The sequence below is a fragment of the Arthrobacter sp. UYEF20 genome, from assembly GCF_040546335.1.
GTDB lineage: Bacteria > Actinomycetota > Actinomycetes > Actinomycetales > Micrococcaceae > Arthrobacter.
This window is the reverse complement of sequence record NZ_JBEPNP010000001.1, coordinates 43,893-62,352: the sequence shown is the minus strand read 5'-3', so window position 1 is coordinate 62,352 and position 18,460 is coordinate 43,893. Positions and strand designations below refer to the sequence as shown.

The 18,460-nt window shown below is 67.3% G+C and carries 18 protein-coding genes; 6 read left to right on the top strand and 12 right to left on the bottom strand.

Translation table 11 applies throughout. The features are described 5' to 3' along the window. Window positions 1–52: 52 nt before the first annotated feature. The 7 genes from ABIB26_RS00325 to ABIB26_RS00300 form a co-directional block, all read right to left on the bottom strand. The gene (locus ABIB26_RS00325) at window positions 53–1,246 is read right to left on the bottom strand and encodes a cytochrome P450 family protein (RefSeq protein ID WP_354238506.1); all 1,194 of its coding nucleotides are present in this window, start codon (window positions 1,244–1,246) and stop codon (window positions 53–55) included. Further along, window positions 1,243–1,926: a dethiobiotin synthase gene (gene bioD, locus ABIB26_RS00320; protein WP_354238505.1), complete on the bottom strand. Its 684-nt coding sequence runs from the start codon at window positions 1,924–1,926 to the stop codon at window positions 1,243–1,245. The genes ABIB26_RS00325 and bioD overlap by 4 nt, the downstream gene beginning before the upstream one ends. After that, window positions 1,923–3,080 (bottom strand): 8-amino-7-oxononanoate synthase, encoded by a 1,158-nt coding sequence (locus ABIB26_RS00315; protein WP_354239257.1) that lies wholly within the window; start codon window positions 3,078–3,080, stop codon window positions 1,923–1,925. Before ABIB26_RS00315 ends, bioD begins: the two co-directional genes overlap by 4 nt. 8 nt (window positions 3,081–3,088) lie before the next feature. After that, window positions 3,089–4,456, bottom strand: a complete 1,368-nt coding sequence (locus ABIB26_RS00310; RefSeq protein ID WP_354238503.1) for an adenosylmethionine--8-amino-7-oxononanoate transaminase — start codon at window positions 4,454–4,456, stop codon at window positions 3,089–3,091. Next, entirely contained in the window at window positions 4,453–4,689 is a 237-nt protein-coding gene (gene bsaP, locus ABIB26_RS23715) for a biotin synthase auxiliary protein BsaP (protein ID WP_502913594.1), read from the bottom strand. The genes ABIB26_RS00310 and bsaP overlap by 4 nt, the downstream gene beginning before the upstream one ends. After that, entirely contained in the window at window positions 4,686–5,711 is a 1,026-nt protein-coding gene (gene bioB, locus ABIB26_RS00305) for a biotin synthase BioB (protein ID WP_354238501.1), read from the bottom strand. Before bioB ends, bsaP begins: the two co-directional genes overlap by 4 nt. A gap of 349 nt (window positions 5,712–6,060) precedes the next feature. After that, a complete protein-coding gene (locus ABIB26_RS00300; RefSeq protein WP_354238499.1) occupies window positions 6,061–6,438 on the bottom strand; it encodes a MarR family winged helix-turn-helix transcriptional regulator in 378 nt (125 codons plus the stop codon). 159 nt (window positions 6,439–6,597) lie between these two features. Here ABIB26_RS00300 and ABIB26_RS00295 point away from each other — a divergent pair, with 159 nt between their 5' ends. Next, window positions 6,598–8,016, top strand: a complete 1,419-nt coding sequence (locus ABIB26_RS00295) for an MFS transporter (protein WP_354238497.1) — start codon at window positions 6,598–6,600, stop codon at window positions 8,014–8,016. Window positions 8,017–8,191: 175 nt separating this feature from the next. Here ABIB26_RS00295 and radA read toward each other — a convergent pair whose 3' ends face one another. Together radA and ABIB26_RS00285 are read right to left on the bottom strand one after the other, a co-directional pair. Next, window positions 8,192–9,565: a DNA repair protein RadA gene (gene radA, locus ABIB26_RS00290; protein WP_354238495.1), complete on the bottom strand. Its 1,374-nt coding sequence runs from the start codon at window positions 9,563–9,565 to the stop codon at window positions 8,192–8,194. Window positions 9,566–9,623: 58 nt separating this feature from the next. Beyond that, window positions 9,624–10,751, bottom strand: coding sequence for an FUSC family protein (locus ABIB26_RS00285; protein WP_354238493.1), 1,128 nt, complete (start codon window positions 10,749–10,751; stop codon window positions 9,624–9,626). Between ABIB26_RS00285 and ABIB26_RS00280 the strand changes: the two genes are divergently transcribed. The 5 genes from ABIB26_RS00280 to pstB all read left to right on the top strand — a co-directional run bounded on the left by ABIB26_RS00280 (window position 10,752) and on the right by pstB (window position 15,223). Then, window positions 10,752–10,925, top strand: coding sequence for a hypothetical protein (locus ABIB26_RS00280; protein WP_354238491.1), 174 nt, complete (start codon window positions 10,752–10,754; stop codon window positions 10,923–10,925). Window positions 10,926–11,083: 158 nt separating this feature from the next. Beyond that, complete coding sequence (gene pstS / locus ABIB26_RS00275) at window positions 11,084–12,205, top strand: phosphate ABC transporter substrate-binding protein PstS (RefSeq protein ID WP_354238489.1); 1,122 nt, start codon at window positions 11,084–11,086, stop codon at window positions 12,203–12,205. A 141-nt stretch (window positions 12,206–12,346) separates the two neighbouring features. After that, window positions 12,347–13,279, top strand: a complete 933-nt coding sequence (gene pstC, locus ABIB26_RS00270; protein ID WP_354238487.1) for a phosphate ABC transporter permease subunit PstC — start codon at window positions 12,347–12,349, stop codon at window positions 13,277–13,279. Then, a complete protein-coding gene (gene pstA, locus ABIB26_RS00265; protein ID WP_354238485.1) occupies window positions 13,280–14,389 on the top strand; it encodes a phosphate ABC transporter permease PstA in 1,110 nt (369 codons plus the stop codon). A 54-nt stretch (window positions 14,390–14,443) separates the two neighbouring features. Continuing rightward, on the top strand, window positions 14,444–15,223 hold the full coding sequence (pstB, locus tag ABIB26_RS00260; protein ID WP_354238483.1) for a phosphate ABC transporter ATP-binding protein PstB: 780 nt from the start codon (window positions 14,444–14,446) through the stop codon (window positions 15,221–15,223). A 573-nt stretch (window positions 15,224–15,796) separates the two neighbouring features. Here the strand turns inward: pstB and ABIB26_RS00255 are convergent. The 3 genes from ABIB26_RS00255 to ABIB26_RS00245 all read right to left on the bottom strand — a co-directional run bounded on the left by ABIB26_RS00255 (window position 15,797) and on the right by ABIB26_RS00245 (window position 18,451). Further along, window positions 15,797–16,813, bottom strand: coding sequence for an inorganic phosphate transporter (locus tag ABIB26_RS00255; protein ID WP_354238481.1), 1,017 nt, complete (start codon window positions 16,811–16,813; stop codon window positions 15,797–15,799). A 1-nt stretch (window position 16,814) separates the two neighbouring features. Beyond that, window positions 16,815–17,432 carry a DUF47 domain-containing protein gene (locus tag ABIB26_RS00250; RefSeq protein WP_354238480.1) on the bottom strand — a complete coding sequence of 206 codons (618 nt, stop codon included), beginning with the start codon at window positions 17,430–17,432 and terminating at the stop codon, window positions 16,815–16,817. Window positions 17,433–17,794: 362 nt separating this feature from the next. Further along, entirely contained in the window at window positions 17,795–18,451 is a 657-nt protein-coding gene (locus tag ABIB26_RS00245; protein ID WP_354238479.1) for a hypothetical protein, read from the bottom strand. Window positions 18,452–18,460: the final 9 nt, after the last annotated feature.

The window sequence follows — 18,460 nt, the reverse complement described above, 5'->3', positions numbered from 1 at the left end:
TGCCGCAGACCGCATCAAGTATCGGATCACGTACCCTGAACAGCCCGGGCGGTCAGCATGGCTGGCGCATTACGGTGACCGTCCGGGGGGCCTGGAAGGACAAGAGGCGGATCCATTGGGGCTCGCGGTCCCGCAACCGTATTCGAAGCAGCGCAGAGGCGGTGTCCTGGACAACGATGGCCGCCTCCAGTTCTGCCAGCTTGGCCCCGAGGCAGCGGTGGATGCCCGAGCCAAAAACCAGACCATATGAGGTTGACGGTCTGTGCCGGGCCGATTGCATTGGCAGGGGCAAACCCTCGGGCTCGGCTGATCGCGTGCCGTGATTGCCGGTCAGCTCGAGGAGGATCTCGGCTCCGGTCGGGATCAGCTCGCCACCAAGCCGCGTGTCCTGCGCTGCCACGCGGCGCCAGGTTGGCACTGATGATTCGGTGGCAAGCACGTGCCTGACCATGGATCGGGAGCCTGCCTCGGATGCCGCGTCGTCCCAGCCCACGGGCGCTGATCCCTCGAGGAGCCGGAACAGGGTGGTGCTGATCAGCTGGGTGGTCGTTTCCTGTCCGGCGATGAGCAGGAAATAGCCAAGCGAACAGATCTCAGGCGTTGACAAGCCATGTTCGGCCAGTGACTTGAACAGATTGCGCCCGGCCGCGGTCACGGATTCCTCTACAAGCTGGCGCAGCCAGACGTAGAAATCGGCGGCACTCTGGGCGAGTTCGAGTTGCCGATCCTCGTCGGGCCAACCCCAGAACAGTTCCATGGAGTCAAGGCCCCAGCGCTTGAGCCCCGCCAGATCTCGGACGGGCAGCCCAAGGAGTTCAAGCATGATGACGGCCGGAGGGAACGCCGCTACCGTCGGCACGAGGTCCACGTGGCCGAAACGTTCGAGCTGCTCCGCTGCGTTCGCCGCCGCTTCCTGCGCGAGTTCGCGGATACGTGGCTCCAAGGCGGTGACCTTGGCCGGCGTGAAATAGCCCGCCACGACCTTACGGATCCCCGCATGTGTGTCAGTGTCATTGCTGGCCAGGACAGGCGGCAACGCGAAGCGCACGCGCTGCAGCACCCGCAGGGCCGGCCCCGCAAGGGGCGTCACCGCGACAAGGGCATTGGCGGGGCTGAAGTCGCCCGGCCGGTGCAGAACTTCCCGGACGGCATCCGGGTCACGGACCACAATGTATGGGCACCGGTCCGGTCCAAGCTTCTCCGTTTGCGGTTCCGAGGGTCCTGCGGTCGCTGGTGCCTGGTTCATGCGGGCAGGCCGTTCAGCCAGGCCGCTGCCTCAGCACGGAAAACGGCCGGGGTCAGTTCCGAGGCCTGCTCGGGAATGGCGCCGATGAAGGGAACCCGCAACGATTGGAGCACCTGCCGGTTGCTGTGGTGCACGAAGCCCGGGTTGCCTGGCCAGCTTCCGAGCACGACGCCCAGCACCTGAAGCTCGCGGGCTTCCAGCGCTTCGAGGGTCAGCGCGCTGTGGTTCAACGTTCCGAGGGCCGCACGCGCAACGAGCAGTAAGGCCGCGGCGGGTGCCAGAAGCGCTGCGAGCCCGGCCAGCGTCCCGCCGTCGGAGTCCAGCTCAACCAGCAGACCGCCCGCGCCCTCGACCAGAACATGATCGTGGGACCCGGCGAGCTCGCGGATCCTGCCCGCGTGCACCGCCAGCGGCGGGAGTGCCGTTCCGTCGACGGCGGCCGCCGCGACGGGCGCCAACGGCTCCCACAGCACCACGCCGGTTTCGGCTGTCATTGCGCCGGTAAGACGGACAATCTCGGCGGTGTCAGAGTCGCCGGCGGAGGCTCCAGACTGGCAGGGTTTGTAGACGGCGACGCTGCGCCCCAGCCCCTGGAGGACGGCGGCGAGGGCCGCCGTCGTTATGGTCTTGCCGACTCCGGTGTCTGTTCCTGTGACCAGGATGATGGCGGGCAGGTTCATATGATTTCCTCCAGGATGCCGCGCAGCACGGCGCAGCTGTGTTCAATGTCCTCAGGTGTTAGGGTGGCGCGTGCGGTGAGCCGAAGCCGCGAAATCCCGTCAGGGACGGACGGCGGCCGGAAGCAACCGATCCGCACGCCGGCGGTTCGCGCGGCCAGGGTGGCCTTCAGGGCCGATTCTGCGGAGGGCATGGCAATGGACTGAACCGCCCCCGCCGACGGTTCGATGGTGGTCCCGCGGACTGCAAGCACCGAAGCCAGCCCCGCGGCAAGCGCCGCAGCGTTGTTCCGGACGGATCCCGCGCGCCAGGGCTCGTCGCGGATGATCCGCACCGCGGCGAGGGCGGCAGCGACGGATGCCGGGGCCAGTCCGGTGTCGAAGATGAAGCTGCGGGAGCGGTTGATGAGGTGTTCGCGCAGCAGGGGAGACCCGAGGACCGCGCCGCCCTGGCTGCCCAGGGCCTTGGACAGTGTGGCGGTGACGACGACGTTCGGGTGGCCGGCAAGGGCTGTCCCGGCCACGGAACCGTGTCCCCGGTAGTGGCCGGTGCCTGTGACGCCGAGGCTGTGCGCCTCGTCGACGAGCAGCACGGCGTCGTACTCCTCGGCCAAAGCCAGCAGGTCCTCGAGCGGGGCCTCATCGCCCAGCACGCTGTAGACGGATTCGACGGCGATGAGTGCGCGCGGTTCCGTCCGGCCGGCGAGTAACCGGCTGGCTTCCTCCACGCTGTTGTGGGCGAAGGATTCCGTGCGGGAGCGGCTCAGCCGGAATCCGTCGATCATCGAGGCGTGGCAGTGCTCGTCCGCCACGAACAGGGTCCCCGGGCCGCCCAACGCCGTGATCACACCCATATTCGCCAGATAGCCGGAGGAGAACACCAGCGCAGCTTCCATGCCGGCCAGCCGGGCCAGTTCCTGCTCCAGGTCCAGATGCTGCTGAGTGGTCCCGGCCACCAGGCGCGAGGATGTGGCGCCGGTACCCCACAGCAAAATGGCTGCCGCGGCAGCGTCCGCAAGCCGGGGATCTGAGGACAGGCCTAGGTAGTCGTTGCTGGCCAGGTCGATGAAGCGTTCATCCGCGGCCCGGGGGAGGGGGCGGCGGACCAGGCCTCGGCGATCCCGGACCGCGGCCTGGCGCTCGAGCCACTGCGTCATCGAGGCGCTCATGCCGCGTCTCCGCGCCGGACGGCGGCGTGTTCGTGGACTTCGGCGACGGCCGCGGTCATGCCTGCGGTGATCTGTTCAATGTCCGCCGCGGTGCTGACATAGGGGGGCATGGTGTAGACGAGATTCCGGAACGGCCGCACCCAGACGCCGTTTCGGATGGCCGCGCGCGTGACCGCGGGGACGTCGACGGCGTCGTGGAGCTCGATGACTCCGACGGCGCCGATGGTGCGGACATCCGCCACGGCCTCAAGTTCCCGGGCGGGGGCGAGCCCATTGGCCAGCCCGGAGCCTATCCGGGCCACGTCGGAGCGCCAGCCGCCACCGTCGATGATGCCGAGACTGGCATTGGCCACCGCACACGCCAGCGGGTTCGCCATGAACGTCGGGCCGTGCAGCAGCGCCCCGGCCTGGCCGCCGGATACCGTCGCAGCCACGTCGCCGGTGCAGAGCATGGCGGCGAGGGTCAGGTATCCGCCGGTCAGGGCCTTGCCCAGGCACATGATGTCCGGAACGACGCCGGCATGGCCGGCCGCGAACAGCTCACCGGTGCGGCCAAAACCGGTGGCGATCTCATCGAAGATCAGCAGCAGCCCGTGCCGGTCCGCCACCCGGCGCAGCGCCGTCAGGCATGCGGCCGGATACGCGTACATGCCGCCGGCGCCCTGGAGCAGCGGCTCGACGATAATCGCGGCCAGCTCTTCGGAGTGTGCAGCCGTGATGGCCTGGACCTCCGATGCCCACGCCTGAACGGATTCCGGGGTCGCAGAAGCCGCGGCCGGCGGACGGGGAGCAAACACGTTGCCCGCGAGCAACCCCGGGAATGCCGCGTGCATGCCGTCCACGGGATCACAGACCCCCATCGCCCCGAAGGTGTCGCCGTGGTACCCGCCGCGGATACTCAGGAACCGCTGCCGCCGGGGATGCCCGGACGCGGTCTGGAACTGCACCGCCAGCTTCAGCGCAACCTCCACGGCAACCGAGCCTGAGTCAGCGAGGAACACCCGCTCCAAACGCGACCTGCCAGCAGCTGCCGGCGCCATGTCCACCAGCCGCTCAGCCAGTTCAACCGCCGGGGCATGCGTCAGGCCGCCGAACATCACATGGCTGAAACCGTCCAGCTGCCGCTTCGCGGCGGCGTCCAGCACGGGGTTCCGGTAGCCGTGGATCACCGACCACCACGAGGACATGGCATCCAAAACCTCATGCTGCGTGCCGTCTTCGCCGCGGAGCCGCAGCCGCACGCCCTCGGCCGCCTCGACCTCCCACAGCGGAAGATCCGGGGAAGCCGGCGCGTACGGGTGCCACAACCGTGCGCGGTCCCGCTGGATCAGGCTTAGCGGCGCCGAAACCGGAACCTGTGTCATCTGACAAGTACCCCGTGGCGGGAGCATTCTGCGGTCCAGCCCAGCGGCGTGACCTGGACCTTCATCCGCCTGCGGCAATGCTCGCAGTACCGTGGCGGTTCCAGCGCCAGCTGCTCCCGGCAACGAAGGTGAGTGTCCGACGTCGGCAGCTCACCGCCGTCGGACGTGCCGCCGCAGTGACCGCAATAGTCGGTCGGCCCGGTGAGATCCGGTTTCTGGATGGAAGATTTCACAGTGTCTTCTGGAATTCCTTGATGGGCATGTTCAGTTCCACCAGGAGATTCAGGTCGGCATCGGCGGGGCGGCCCAGGGTGGTCAGGTAGTTCCCGACGATGACGGCGTTGATGCCGCCCAGCAGGCCTTCGCGGGTGCCCAGATCACCGAGGGTGAGTTCTCGGCCTCCGGCATAGCGCAGCACGGTCCGGGGCATGGCCAAGCGGAACGCGGCGATGGCGCGCAGGGCGTCCTTGCCGTCCATGATCCCCTGGTTCTCCAGTGGTGTGCCGGGCCTGGGGTTCAGGAAGTTGAGGGGGACCTCGTGCGGTTCGAGGGCTGCGAGCTCGGCTGCGAGCTCGGCCCGCTGTTCCAGGGATTCGCCCATACCGATCAAAGCCCCGCAGCACAGCTCCATGCCGGCCGCCTTGACCATAGTGCAGGTTTCGAGGCGTTCCTCGTAGCTGTGCGTGGTCACGACTTCGGGGAAGTAGCTGCGGGCGGTCTCGAGGTTGTGGTTGTAACGGTGCACGCCCCACTCAGCAAGCAGGTCCACCTGCCGCTGGGTGAGCATGCCCAGCGAGCATGCGATGTTGATGTCCACTGCCTCGTTGATCCGGTCGATCGCGAACTTGATCTGGTTCATCAGTTTGATGTCGGGTCCTCGGACGGCCGCCACGATACAGAACTCCGTGGCTCCTGTGGCCGCGGTTTCTTTCGCCGCCTTGACCAGTTCAGGAATGTCCAGCCACACGCCGCGGACGGGCGAGTCGAAGAGTCCGGACTGGCTGCAGAAGTGGCAGTCCTCGGGGCAGCCTCCGGTCTTGATGGAGACGATGCCTTCCACCTCCACGTCCTCGCCGCAGTGCCTGAGCCGCACCTCGTGGGCCAGCTGCAGCGCAGCGGGAAGGGCCTCATCGGGCAGTCGCAGCACGTCCACCAGCTGGTCCTGCGTCAACCCGCGTCCCTCTTCAAGGACCTGTTTGCGAGCGGTTTCGAGAATTTCGTACCGGGTAGTCTCCGGATGTGCCTGAATCGTCATTGATCGTCCTTTGCGCTGGCCGGCTGCGGATATGCCTCACAGCTGACGCTAGTTTCCTGTTGACGCCAGGATTTTGTTGGGTGTCCACAAACTGGCGGCCTGGGCTTTGGTCCCGACCATGTAGGTCATGCAGCCCGGCGGGGCCGTGTCCGGCATCGGGCAGCTCATAAACGTCCGCTATCGGGAATCTGCCGATGGAATGGTTGACCCCAAATAATTGGTCCTTGGAGCTCCTACCCTGGGACCCAACCACTGTCTCGTCTCCTACTCAGAAGCGATTCCCTCCGCCTGAGTCTGGTCCTGCCGCAAGAGGCCGATGTGCGGTCGTCTTGTCAGCCTGACGGCGGTCTCAGGCCAGGTTCTCCTTGAGCAGAGCGCGGTGTTCGACGGCGGCTTTCCCGTGCAGGGCACGGCCCGCGTCGGTGAGTTCCAGAAACAGTGAGCGCCGGTCATCTTCGCAGGAATGGCGGCAGATGAGTCCGGCTTTCTCAAGCCTGTCCACCACCTTGGACATGGCACTCTGGGTCATGGGCGTCCGCTCCCCGAGCTGCTTCATCCTGCACGCCGAGTCCGCGCTGTCGGCCACGAGGTCCAGGATTTCAAACTCAGTCAGGCCGATGCTGAACCGCGACTCCAGGGCACGGTCGATCGCGCCCGCGGTACGGAAGTAGGTAGTCTGGATGCTGCGCCATTGCTCAACCAGCTGGCGGTCCTGCGGTGTTGCCATGCAGCGATTCTAGTTCATGACGAATTCAAAGTCCACGTCATAATATTCCTTGTCATTCAATGACACGTCATGTAATTTGAGGCCATGACTTCATCTTCCACGCTTGAAAGATCTGCCGGAGAACGGCTTATACCTGTCCGATGGACCCGTGCGCAGTGGATGCTGCTCCTGGTCCTGTGCACCGTTCTGGCGCTCGATGCGCTGGACGTATCCATGGTCGGTGTGGCACTGCCCTCGATTGGCACCGAACTCCACCTTGGAACCGAATCCCTCCAATGGATCGTCTCCGCCTACGTGCTCGGCTACGGAAGTCTTCTCCTGCTGGGCGGCCGGATGGCGGATCTCCTCGGCCGGCGCCGCATCTTCCTCATTGCCCTCAGCGTCTTCGCTGCCGCGTCCCTGCTCGGCGGACTGGTGGACGACCCCGCCCTGTTGATCGCCACCCGCTTCGTCAAAGGACTGGCCGCGGCGTTCACGGCTCCTGCCGGCTTCTCCATCATCACCACCAACTTCCCGGAAGGGCGCGAACGAAACCGCGCCGTGTCCATCTTCACCACCTTCGGCGCAAGCGGCTTCTCACTCGGCCTGGTCGTTGGGGGTCTCATGACTGCCATGAGCTGGCGCTGGACCTTCCTGGTCTCGGTACCGGTGGCAGTCGCCGTCGTGATTCTTGGCCTGAAGTACATCCCCCGGGACAACGCCGCCGGCCAGGCCGAAGGCAGGGATCAGGACAGCGGGCATGACGTCTGGGGCGCGGTCACGCTCGCCGCCGGCATGCTGGGGCTGGTGTACACGCTGGTTTCGGCACCCGGGAACGGCTGGGGATCTGTGGCAACTATCGCCGGATTCGTGGCCTCTGCAGCGGTGCTGGCAGCGTTCGCCGTAATCGAAAACCGCGTCAGGCACCCGCTGATCCGGTTCAGCATCCTCAGGGAAGGCTGGGTTGCCCGGGCCAACCTCAGCGCGGTGGGGCTGTTCGGCTCGTATTTGAGTTTCCAGTTCATCCTCACGCTCTACCTGCAGTCCGTGCTGGGATGGAGCCCGCTGGGCATGGCTCTGGCACTTCTTCCCACTGGCCTGCTGGTGGCCTCGAGTGCACCTTTCGCGGACCGGCCCATTGAAAAGTTTGGCGCCCCGCGGCTCATTCTGACCGGCCTGGCGTCGTTGGCGCTCGGCTATGTGCTGTTCCTGCGGGTGGGCACCTCGCCCAACTACGTGACGGACATCCTGCCGTCGGTCCTGCTACTGGGCATCGGCTTCGCCCTCGCCTTCCCGTCCATCAACGTCCAGGCCACCGCGGGCATCCGAAATTCGGAACAGGGCCTGGCGGCCGGCCTGATCCAGACCAGCACGCAGGTGGGGGCCGCCCTGGTTCTGGCGGTCACCACGGCGATGGTCAGCGGTCACGGCAACGCGTCCGACGGCGGCGCCGGCGTGAATGCGGCGGCAATGCTGGAGCAGTACCGTCCCGGCCTGATCCTGAGCGCAGCCGTGGCCATTGCGGCCCTGGTCATTGCCGCGACACCGTCCCGTCGCCGGAACCGGTCGCGGCAGACCACTGAGCGGCCTCAGCCGTGACTTCGGCCGAGGCGGGCGTTTACCAACGTCCGCCTCGGCCGAACCGTTACTCAATTGCCGGTTCGGTTTGTCCGGCAGCCAGACGGAGTGCGCGGGAACGACTGCCCGTCAGCTGGCGCGCAACTATACCGTGGCTGCATCGTGGACGCCCGGCAGTGCGGCGAGATTGACTTCGTCAGCTGATCAGCAGCCCCAGCGCCTCGGTCAGGTGCCCGACCTCCCGGACTGAGAACCCGGTGGGGACCGGCCCCGGTCCGTTGGGACTCGCCGGAACCACGGCATGCGTGAATCCCAGCCGGTGGGCTTCCTGGATGCGCTGGTTGATTCCCGGCACGGGACGGACCTCACCGGCCAGGCCCACCTCACCGAAGGCGATGAGCCGCTGCGGCAGGGGTTTCTTGGCCTTCGCCGAGGCCACGGCCAGCGCGACGGCGAGGTCCGTGGCGGGCTCGCTGAGCTTCACGCCGCCGACCGTCGCGACGTACGAATCGTCCTTGTGCAGCAGGCAGCCGGCCCGCTGCTGCAGCACGGCGAGCAGCATGGCAACCCTGGAGCTGTCCAGCCCGCTGGTGGCGCGGCGGGGCTGGGAGCTGGAGCTTTCGGCCAGCAGGGACTGGACCTCGGCCAGCAGCGGCCGGCGCCCCTCCAGGGTCACCGTGATGCAGGTGCCGGAAACCGGTTCCTTGGTCCGCGAGACAAACAGCCCGCTGGGGTCGGCCAGGCCCACGATCCCGTCCTCGTTCAGGTCGAAGCACCCGACGTCGTCGGTGGGCCCGTAGCGGTTCTTCACGGCCCGCAGCAGCCGCAGCCGTGAATGGCGCTCACCCTCGAACTGGCAGACCACGTCCACGAGGTGCTCCAGCAGGCGGGGCCCGGCGATGGAACCGTCCTTGGTCACGTGCCCCACCAGCAGCGTGGTCATGTTGCGGCGCTTGGCCGAGGCGATCAGGGAGGCGGCAACCTCGCGCACCTGGGAGACGCCGCCGGCGCTGCCCTCCACATCGGCGCTGCTCAGCGTCTGCACCGAGTCCACCACCAGCAGCCGCGGCTCGAGCTTCTCCACCTGACCCAGCGCCTGGCCGAGGTCCGTTTCGGCGGAAAGGTAGAGGGATTCGGCCACGGCGTCGATCCGGTCCGCGCGGAGCTTCACCTGCGCGGCGGATTCCTCGCCGGTGATGTAGAGGACGTCCTGGGCGGTGCGGGCAAACTTGGCCGCGACATCGAGCAGCAGCGTGGACTTGCCGACGCCGGGCTCGCCGGCCAGCAGGATGACGGCGCCGGGGACCAGCCCGCCGCCAAGCACCCGGTCCAGCTCGTCCACGCCGGTCGGCAGGAAGGCGGCAGTGGTCGCGTCAACCTCGGCGATCCGGCGGGCCGGCTCCAGGACGGCGGTGGCCGCCGTCGTCCGGGCCACGGCGCCGCCGGTCTCCTCCACGGTGCCCCAGGCCTGGCACTCGCCGCAGCGGCCCACCCACTTTGCCGTGGTCCAGCCGCACTCGGCGCATTTGTAGCCCGGCGCCTTGGAAGCCCGGGAAGTCTTGGTAGCCATTGCCCCACCCTATCCGCGGCCGGTGACAACCAGGGGACCCGGAGGTCCCGGGGAGGCCCTAGAGCGGGGGCAGGATGTCCCGGGCTTCCTTGGAATCCACGCCCGCGGCCTCGAGCAGGTCCACCATGAGCGGACGGAACAGCATGACCACCGTCTCGCCCTCGAGCCGCTGGACGTCCAGCAGCCGGGGATGCAGACGGCCGGCGATCTCACTCAGCTCCGCCCGGGCAGTCCGCAGGTGCGCGCGCCGGACGCCGTCGTGGACTTCGGCCAGGCCCCGGGACAGCTCGTCCAGGGCATCGGCGGTCTCCCGCAGGACCTCGGCGATGTTCTGGGTGGCCTCGTCCGAGAGCGCTGCATGGTTGATGGCGCTGGTCAGGCGGCGGGCAAAGACCCGGCTGTTGCGCAGCGCGAGGTCGATGTAGTCCAGCGACTGCTCCATCTGGTCCAGCTCGTCCCGGTAGCGCCGGTAGGCGGGAGCCAGGGTGGCCACCTCGCCGGAGGCGCGCAGGGACTGGCGCATGGCGTCGACCAGGGGCTGGCAGTTCCGCCCGCGGATCAGCGCATGCCAGGCCTGGGTGGAATCGCTGTAGCTCAGGGCCGAGGCGCATTCCCGCAGCACCTCGGCGAGCTCGTGCAGGAGCTTCTTAACGTCATTGCGGGGTTCCCGGCGCGGGTCCTTGGGAATGAGGATGGTCACCAGCAGTGCGAACACGCCGCCCACGACGGCGTCGATGCTGCGGGTGAACGGCCCCCCGGCCGGCGCGGGCAAGAGCACCACCAGCAGGGACTGCAGCCCCAGCTGGGTGGTGAAGATGGTGCCACTGTCCAGGAACCGCGCCAGCAGGATGGAGAAGAGCAGCACGACGGCGGCCTGCCAGATTCCGGCGCCCAGCCAGTGCAGCAGCAGGTCCCCGACCACGATCCCGATGGTGCAGCCCAGGCCGACTTCCACAACGCGGCGCAGCCTCGGATCGCGGGAGAAACCAAGGGCGATGAGGGAGGAGGTGGCCGCGAAGAGCGGTCCGGTGTGGCCCAGGACGTACTCTGCGAAGGCATAGGCGCCCACGGCGCAGCCGGTCATCTGCATCGCCGGCACCAGCGAGTTGCGGCTCCGGACAAAGCCGGTGCGGACGCGGCCGCGCAGGAATCGTGCGCTTGCGGAAAGTCCAGTCGCGGAGGCCATGTGCTTCAGTCTATTTGCTGGCAGCGGCGGCACACGCCGCCCGCCGCCGGCCGCGAGGACGGCTGCCGGTACCGCTGCGAGTACCGCAGCCAGTACGGCTGCCGGTACCGCTGCGAGGACGGCTGCCAGTACGGCTACGGCGCGGTGAGCGCAATGGCAACCCGGCAGATGTAAGCCAAGGTACCGGCGTCGTTAACCCGCCGTTCACTTTGGACGGCAATTCTCTTCACCTGGGGCACCTACCTTCGATAGAGGTACAAACCGTACGCATCCTTATGTGCGGGCTTCTCCGGCCCGGCACGCAGAGAAAATCCCTGAAAGGGGTACATCCAGTGAAGGCACTCCGCTTCGGCCGCCACGCGGCTATCGCTGTCATCGCAGCCGGCGCACTCGCGCTCACCGCCTGTGGTTCCGACAACGCAACGGGCACTGCCGCAGGCACGCAGTCCGCTGCCGCAGGCACCAAGGTCACCGGCACCCTGACCGGCATCGGCTCCTCCGCTCAGGGTGCAGCCATGGACGTGTGGAAGACCAACTTTGCCTCCGCAAACCAGGGCGCCAACGTGCAGTACTCCCCGGACGGCTCCGGGGCCGGCCGCAAGGCCATCCTGGACGGCTCCGCGCAGTTCGCCGGCTCCGACGCTTACCTCAAGGATGATGAGTACGCCAGCTCCATGGCGAAGTGCGGCCCCGAGGGCGCCCTCAACATCCCGGTCTACATTTCCCCGATCGCCGTGGCCTTCAACCTGCCCGACATCAAGGAACTGAAGCTCGACGCCGCCACCGTCGCCAAGATCTTCCGCGGCGAGATCGCCAAGTGGAACGACCCCGCCATCGCCGCCCTGAACCCGGACGCCAAGCTGCCGGACCTCAAGGTCACCCCGGTGAACCGCTCGGACGATTCCGGCACCACCTCCAACTTCACCGATTACCTCGCCGCAGCCGCCCCCGAGGTCTGGACCGACAAGTCCGCCGGCATCTGGCCTGCAGCCCTGAAGGGCGAGAACGCCAAGGGCACCTCCGGCGTGGTGAAGACAGTGACCGACACCCCGGGCGCCGTGACCTACGCCGACGACTCCGCCGTCAGCGGCAAGCTGGGCATCGCGCAGATCAAGGTCGGCGATTCCTTCACGAAGATCTCCGCCGATGCCGCCGCCAAGGCAGTCGACGCCGGCAAGCCGGTTGCAGGCCGCAGCGCCAACGACCTGTCCATCAAGCTGGACCGCACCACCACCATCGCGGGCGCCTACCCGATCGTGCTGGTCTCCTTCCACGTTGTCTGCAGCACCTACGACAAGCAGGAAACCGTCGACCTCGTGAAGGGCTTCGACAAGTACGTGGTTTCCGACGCCGGGCAGAAGGCAGCCGCCGACGCCGCCAAGTCCGCCCCGCTGTCCAAGACCCTGCAGGACAAGGCACTGAAGTCCATCGAGTCCATCAAGGTCAAGTCCTAGGGACACCTTGCGCTGACAGGCATAGTGGAAGCACCAGCCTGATCCAGGTTCCCTGTCCCGGTACGGCCGTCACCGACGGCCGGCCGGGGCAGGGAACCGACGTGTTTGTCCGAAGTACCCAAAGATCTGAAGGATCGTGAAGTGACCCCCACCTCCCTGACCACGTCCCGGGGCGCAGGCCGCACCGGAGACAAAGTCTTTTCCGCAGCCACCTTGGCCGCAGGGTGCCTGATCCTGGCCGTGCTCTTCGGAGTGGCGCTGTTCCTCGTCATCCAGGCCATCCCCGCCCTCACGGCCTCCCCGGACAAGATCCAGGGCGGCGAAGGCTTCTTCGCCTACATCTGGCCGATCGTCATCGGCACCCTCATCGCAGCCGTCATCGCCCTCGTGATCGCCACCCCGGTCGCGATCGGCGTCGCGCTGTTCATCTCGCACTTCGCCCCGCGCCGGCTCGCGTCCGGCCTGGGCTATGTGATCGACCTGCTGGCCGCCATCCCCTCGGTGGTCTACGGCGCCTGGGGCGCCGCCTTCCTGGCCAAGGAAATCACACCGGCCTACAACTGGCTGGCCAACAACATGGGCTGGCTGCCGATCTTCCAGGGACCCGCCTCGGCCACCGGCAAGACCATCCTCACCGCAGGGATCGTGCTGTCCGTCATGGTCCTGCCCATCATCACCTCCCTGACCCGCGAGATCTTCCTGCAGACCCCCAAGCTGCACGAGGAGGCCGCGCTGGCGCTCGGCGCCACGCGCTGGGAAATGATCCGGATGGCCGTGCTGCCGTTCGCCCGCCCCGGAATCGTCAGTGCGGTGATGCTGGGCCTGGGCCGCGCGCTCGGCGAGACCATGGCCGTCGCGCTGGTGCTGTCCTCCGGCGCGCTGACCGCGAGCCTGATCACGTCGGGCAACCAGACCATCGCCGCCGAAATCGCCCTGAACTTCCCCGAGGCCAGCGGCCTGAAGGTCAGCACGCTGATCGCCGCCGGCCTGGTCCTGTTCGTCATCACCCTCGGCGTGAACATGATCGCCCGCTGGATCATCACCCGGCACAAAGAATTCTCGGGAGCCAACTAAATGACCTCCACCCTGACCCCCGTCCAGAAGCGCTCGGCCCTCACCAAGGGCCAGCTGCCGAAGTGGGCCCCCTATCTGGTGCTGGGCATCGCCCTGATTCTCGGCGCTGCCGTCCTGGCCCTGATCGGCTTCAACGCCTTCGGCTGGGGAATCGTCTCCGCCATCCTCTTCGCCGCCGGCCTCGTCGGCTGGAGCGCCGTCGTGGAGGGCTCACGTCGGGCCAAGGACAAACTGGCCAGCTGCCTCGTCGTGGGCGCGTTCCTGGTCGCCCTGCTGCCGCTGATTTCCGTGATCTGGACCGTGCTGGTGAACGGCCTGCCCGGGCTCACGGACCCCGGCTTCCTCACCACGTCCATGAACGGCGTCACCGGCGCCTTCGACAACAAGAGCGTCGAGGAAGGCGCCCCGGTGGTGGGCGGCATCTTCCACGCACTGATCGGCACCCTGCAAATCACCCTGCTGGCGACCGTCATCTCGGTGCCCGTCGGCCTGCTGACCGCCATCTACCTCGTGGAGTACGGCAACGACCGCCCGCTGGCCCGCGCCATCACGTTCTTCGTGGACGTCATGACCGGAATCCCCTCGATTGTGGCCGGCCTGTTCGCGGCGGCCTTCTTCTTCGCCGTCGTGGGGCCGGGCACCAAAACCGGTGCCGTCGCCGCCGTCGCACTGTCCGTGCTGATGATCCCGGTTGTGGTGCGCTCCAGCGAGGAAATGCTCAAGATCGTCCCCAACGAACTCCGCGAGGCGGCGTACGCCCTGGGCGTCCGCAAGTGGCGGACCATCCTAAAGGTGGTCATCCCGACGGCGATCTCCGGCATCGCCTCGGGCGTCACCCTCGCGATTGCCCGGGTGATCGGCGAGACCGCCCCGATCCTCGTCACCGCGGGCTTCGCGACCTCGATCAACAACAACGTGTTCGGCGGCTGGATGGCCTCGCTGCCCACCTTCATCTACACGCAGATCCTGAACCCCACCTCGCCGTCCAACCCGGATCCGTCCTCCCAGCGCGCCTGGGGAGCCGCCCTGGTCCTCATCATCCTGGTGATGCTGCTCAACCTTGGCGCCCGCCTGGTTGCCCGCACGTTCGCCCCCAAGACCGGCCGCTAGCCGGCGCCGGCGCCCCAACTCTCCAGCCCGTACCCCAGCAAGTGAAGGAACATCATGTCTAAGCGCATCGACGTCAAAGACCTGAACGTCTACTACAGCAAATTCCTCGCCGTCGAAGACGTCAACGTCAGCATCGAGGCCAAGTCCGTCACGGCCTTCATCGGCCCTTCGGGCTGCGGCAAGTCCACTTTCCTGCGCACCCTGAACCGCATGCACGAGGTGATTCCCGGCGCCCGGGTCGAAGGTGAAGTACTGCTCGACGGCGACAACCTCTATGGCCCCGGCGTGGACCCGGTGACCGTCCGCTCGCAGATCGGCATGGTGTTCCAGCGCCCCAACCCGTTCCCCACGATGTCCATCCGCGACAACGTGCTGGCCGGCGTGAAGCTGAACAACCAGAAGATCTCCAGGGGCGAGGCCGATGCCCTGGTGGAGCGCTCGCTGCAGGGCGCCAACCTCTGGAACGAGGTCAAGGACCGCCTCGGCAAGCCCGGCTCCGGCCTGTCCGGCGGCCAGCAGCAGCGCCTCTGCATCGCCCGCGCCATCGCCGTGGAGCCCCAGGTCATCCTGATGGACGAGCCCTGCTCGGCCCTGGACCCCATCTCCACGCTGGCCATCGAGGACCTCATCAATGAGCTCAAGGACCAGTACACCGTGGTGATCGTGACCCACAACATGCAGCAGGCCGCGCGTGTTTCCGAAAAGACCGCGTTCTTCAACATTGCCGGCACCGGAAAACCGGGCAAGCTGATCGAATACGGTGACACCCATACCATCTTCAGCAACCCGACGCAGAAGGCGACCGAGGACTACGTCTCGGGCCGTTTCGGATAACCCGCTCTTTACTGGTTGCTCCAAGGGCGCATGCCGGCCCGTTTGCTCCAAAGGTGCGTGCTGGCCCGGTTGCTCCAAGGGCGCATGCTGGCTTGGGGGCACTTTGGCCCGCATCTCCGCCCCGCAGGGTCTGGCTGACGGTGTGTCCGTGTCGAAGTGCCCCTGGACGGTTTCTCGGCGCTGTCCGGCGCGCTCAACATGACGGTCTTGCCGATGCCCCTGGACCCGGTCCTTGATGGTGAGGAGTCCGGGAGCACCCGAGCCCTGCTGCAGGCCGTACTCTAATTCGTCCAGGAGCCCGGCCCGCCCGATCAGGTCCGGCGGGGTGGCTCCGGCGGTCGGTTTAAAGGGATTCTGCACCGGGGCGTCCGGGGTGAAACTGGTGAAACTTCGCCCAGCCTCCCACCCTTTCATCCCTCCCTGATTAGTGGCTGCGACGAAGTCAAAGACCCGGACGACGTCGGTGGATTTGGCCCGGGGGCACTTTGGCCCGCATCTCCGCCCCGCAGGGTCTGGCTGACGGTGTGTCCGTGTCGAAGTGCCCCCGGACGGTTTCGGCGCTGTCCGGCGGCCCTACAACCCCACGAGCGGCGAGAGCGAGAGTTCCAGCACGAACGCGACGGCTGCGGTGACGATCGGGGTGAGCAGCCAGAAAGCCAGGATGCGCATCACGAGCCGCCGGTTTGTGGCGGGGAACCCCTGGTTCGTGCCGGCCCCCAGTACGGCAGTGGTCACGGTGTGTGTCGTCGAGATGGGCCAGTGCAGCCCGATCGCGCCGACCAGCAGGATCGCCGAGCTGTAGAGCTGGGCGACGAACCCGCGCAGCGGATCCATCCGGATCAGCCGGTAGCCCACGGTGTAGGAAATCCGCCAGCCTCCGGCCAGCGTCCCTGCCGCCAGCATGGACGCGGTGAGCAGCGCCACCCAGATCGGCACGGAGCCGACGTCGGACAGCCCGGCGGCCAGCAGGGCAAGGATCAGCACGGCGCCGGTCCGCTGTCCGTCCTGCAGTCCGTGGGCAAACGCGACGACGCCGGCGGCGATGGCCTGGGCCCGGCGGGACCGGCTGTTGACGACGTTCGTGGGTGTGTAGCGCGCGGCCCAGGTCGCCGGCCAGACCAGCAGATAGGCGCCCGCGAACGCAATGGCCGGTGAGAGCAGCAGGGGCAGCACCACCTGGAACAGCAGGGAATTATCCACGCCGGCGACCGAATGCCCGCCCACCGCGACGCTGGCGACGCCGGCACCGGCCAGGCCGCCCACCAGCGCGTGGGTGGAAGAGGACGGGATCCCGCGCCACCAGGTGTAGACACCCCAGGCGACGGCGCTGGCGAGGCCCGCCATCAGGATGGTCAGGCCGTTCTGCCCGGCCGGCAGCTGGACCCAGCTCCGGCTGACTTCCAGCGCCAGGGTGGCGCTCAGGCCCGCGCCGATGAAGTTGAACAGGCCGGCCAGCAGTACCGCGACGGTGGGGGTCAGGGCCCGTGTCCGCACGGCCAGGGCCACGGACGTGGAGGCGTCCCGGAAGCCGTTCAGGAAGGCAAACGCCGCGGCGAAAATCACCACCAGGGCAAAGAAGAACCCCGTCACCTCAGGATTCCTTGACGATGATGCTGCCTACCTGGGTGGCAATCCGCCGCATGTCCTTGGTGACTTCCACGAGCTGGTTGGCGATGTCGCGGTTGCGCGCGTACTGGGCCGACTTCATGTCATTGAGCATGTCCGCCACCCAGACGCGGTGGGTCCGTTCCGCGCGCTTGGCCAGCCGGAGGATCTCGATCCAGTAGTCCTCGAGGTCGTCCAGGTTGTTGAGCCTGCGCATGGCGTCGACGGTGAGCTCGGCCTGCCGGCTGATGATCTCCAGCTGGTCCGCGGCCCGCTTGGGCAGACGGTCCAGCTTGTACAGGGACACGAGCTCGGCCGCGGCGTCGAGTTTCTCCATTGCCTCGTTGAGGTAGCGGGAGAGAGCGTACATGTCTTCGCGGGGGAGCGGGTTCACGAAACTGGTCCGCATGTGGGTCAGCAGGGCAAAGTGCAGCTCGGCGGACTTGGCCTCGTGGTTGTGCATATCCTCCACGAGCCGGCCGTGTTCGCTTGCCGGGGCGCCGAGGATTTCCGAGAGGGTGCCGGTGGCGAGCACAATCTGGCGTGCCAACAGGGAAAGTAGGTTCAGCCCGGCGGGCTCCTGGGGAAAAAGGCGCAGCTTCACGTGGGGTCACCGGTCTTCGGGAAGGAGTTGCTGGGGGTGTCGTCTGCCGGCCGTGTGACGTGACGATGACCCGCGCATGAGGATTACTTTACCGGCAGTGTCGCGGGGGCCGGGAAACCGTCAAAAGAGGCGCGGGGAATGTGACGCCGGCCAGCAAAGGGCAGAAAAATGGTGCCGAACCGGAGACGCCTCTCGGCGGTAGGCCGCTCTAGGCGGCTAGATGTTGAAGCCCGGGGGTTTCGCGGTTCGGCACCGCTTTCAGTGTTCTACGACAGCTGCACCAAGTCAACGTTGACAGTCCGGCATCGGCGTGTGTAGCCGGGGTGTGTACCGGGCCGCAGCCGGTGTCAGTCCGGACCGCCTCAGTCCAGTTCGCCCAGCCGCCAGGCATTGGCGGCGTGTTCCAGGTCCTCGGCGGTCTTGACCAGGAGGTGCGAATTGCGTGTGAGCTTGCTCGCGTGGTTCTCATTGCTGTGCTCGGCACCGTCGGCGAGGGTTGCCTGGCCCAGCGCCACGACCCGGCAGAACGCCGCGGATCGTTCCAGCGCGACGTCGAACTCGCCGTCGAACGCTCCGGAGAGGATGGCATCCGCCATCGACTTCATTTCATCCGCCCCCGGCGGCTCGGCGGCGCCGGCCACCACATGGGCAACCTGCGCCGTGTCCTTGCCCGCCTTGAAGTAGACCGAAATGCGCTCCGGGTCCTGGATGGTGGCGGCGCGCAGGGCGTACAGGCGCCACAAGGCGCCCGGGAGCGACCGTGCCGGGCTTTCGGCCCACATCTCGGCAATGGCGTCCAGTCCCTGCTCATCGGCGAGTTTCACCAGCCGCCTGGTGATGGTGGGATCGTCGCTGTCGCGTCCGCGGCGGACCAGTGCCTGCGCAGCGAGGTGAGCGGCCTCGGAGATGCGGGCCGGATCGGCGCCGCCGGCGAAGGGTTCAAAGTCGATCGGCGCGAAGGGCTTCGGCTTGTGGTGCCGGTGCGGTCCGGGGCTGCTGGATGCTGCTTGCTCGCTCATGCCACCACG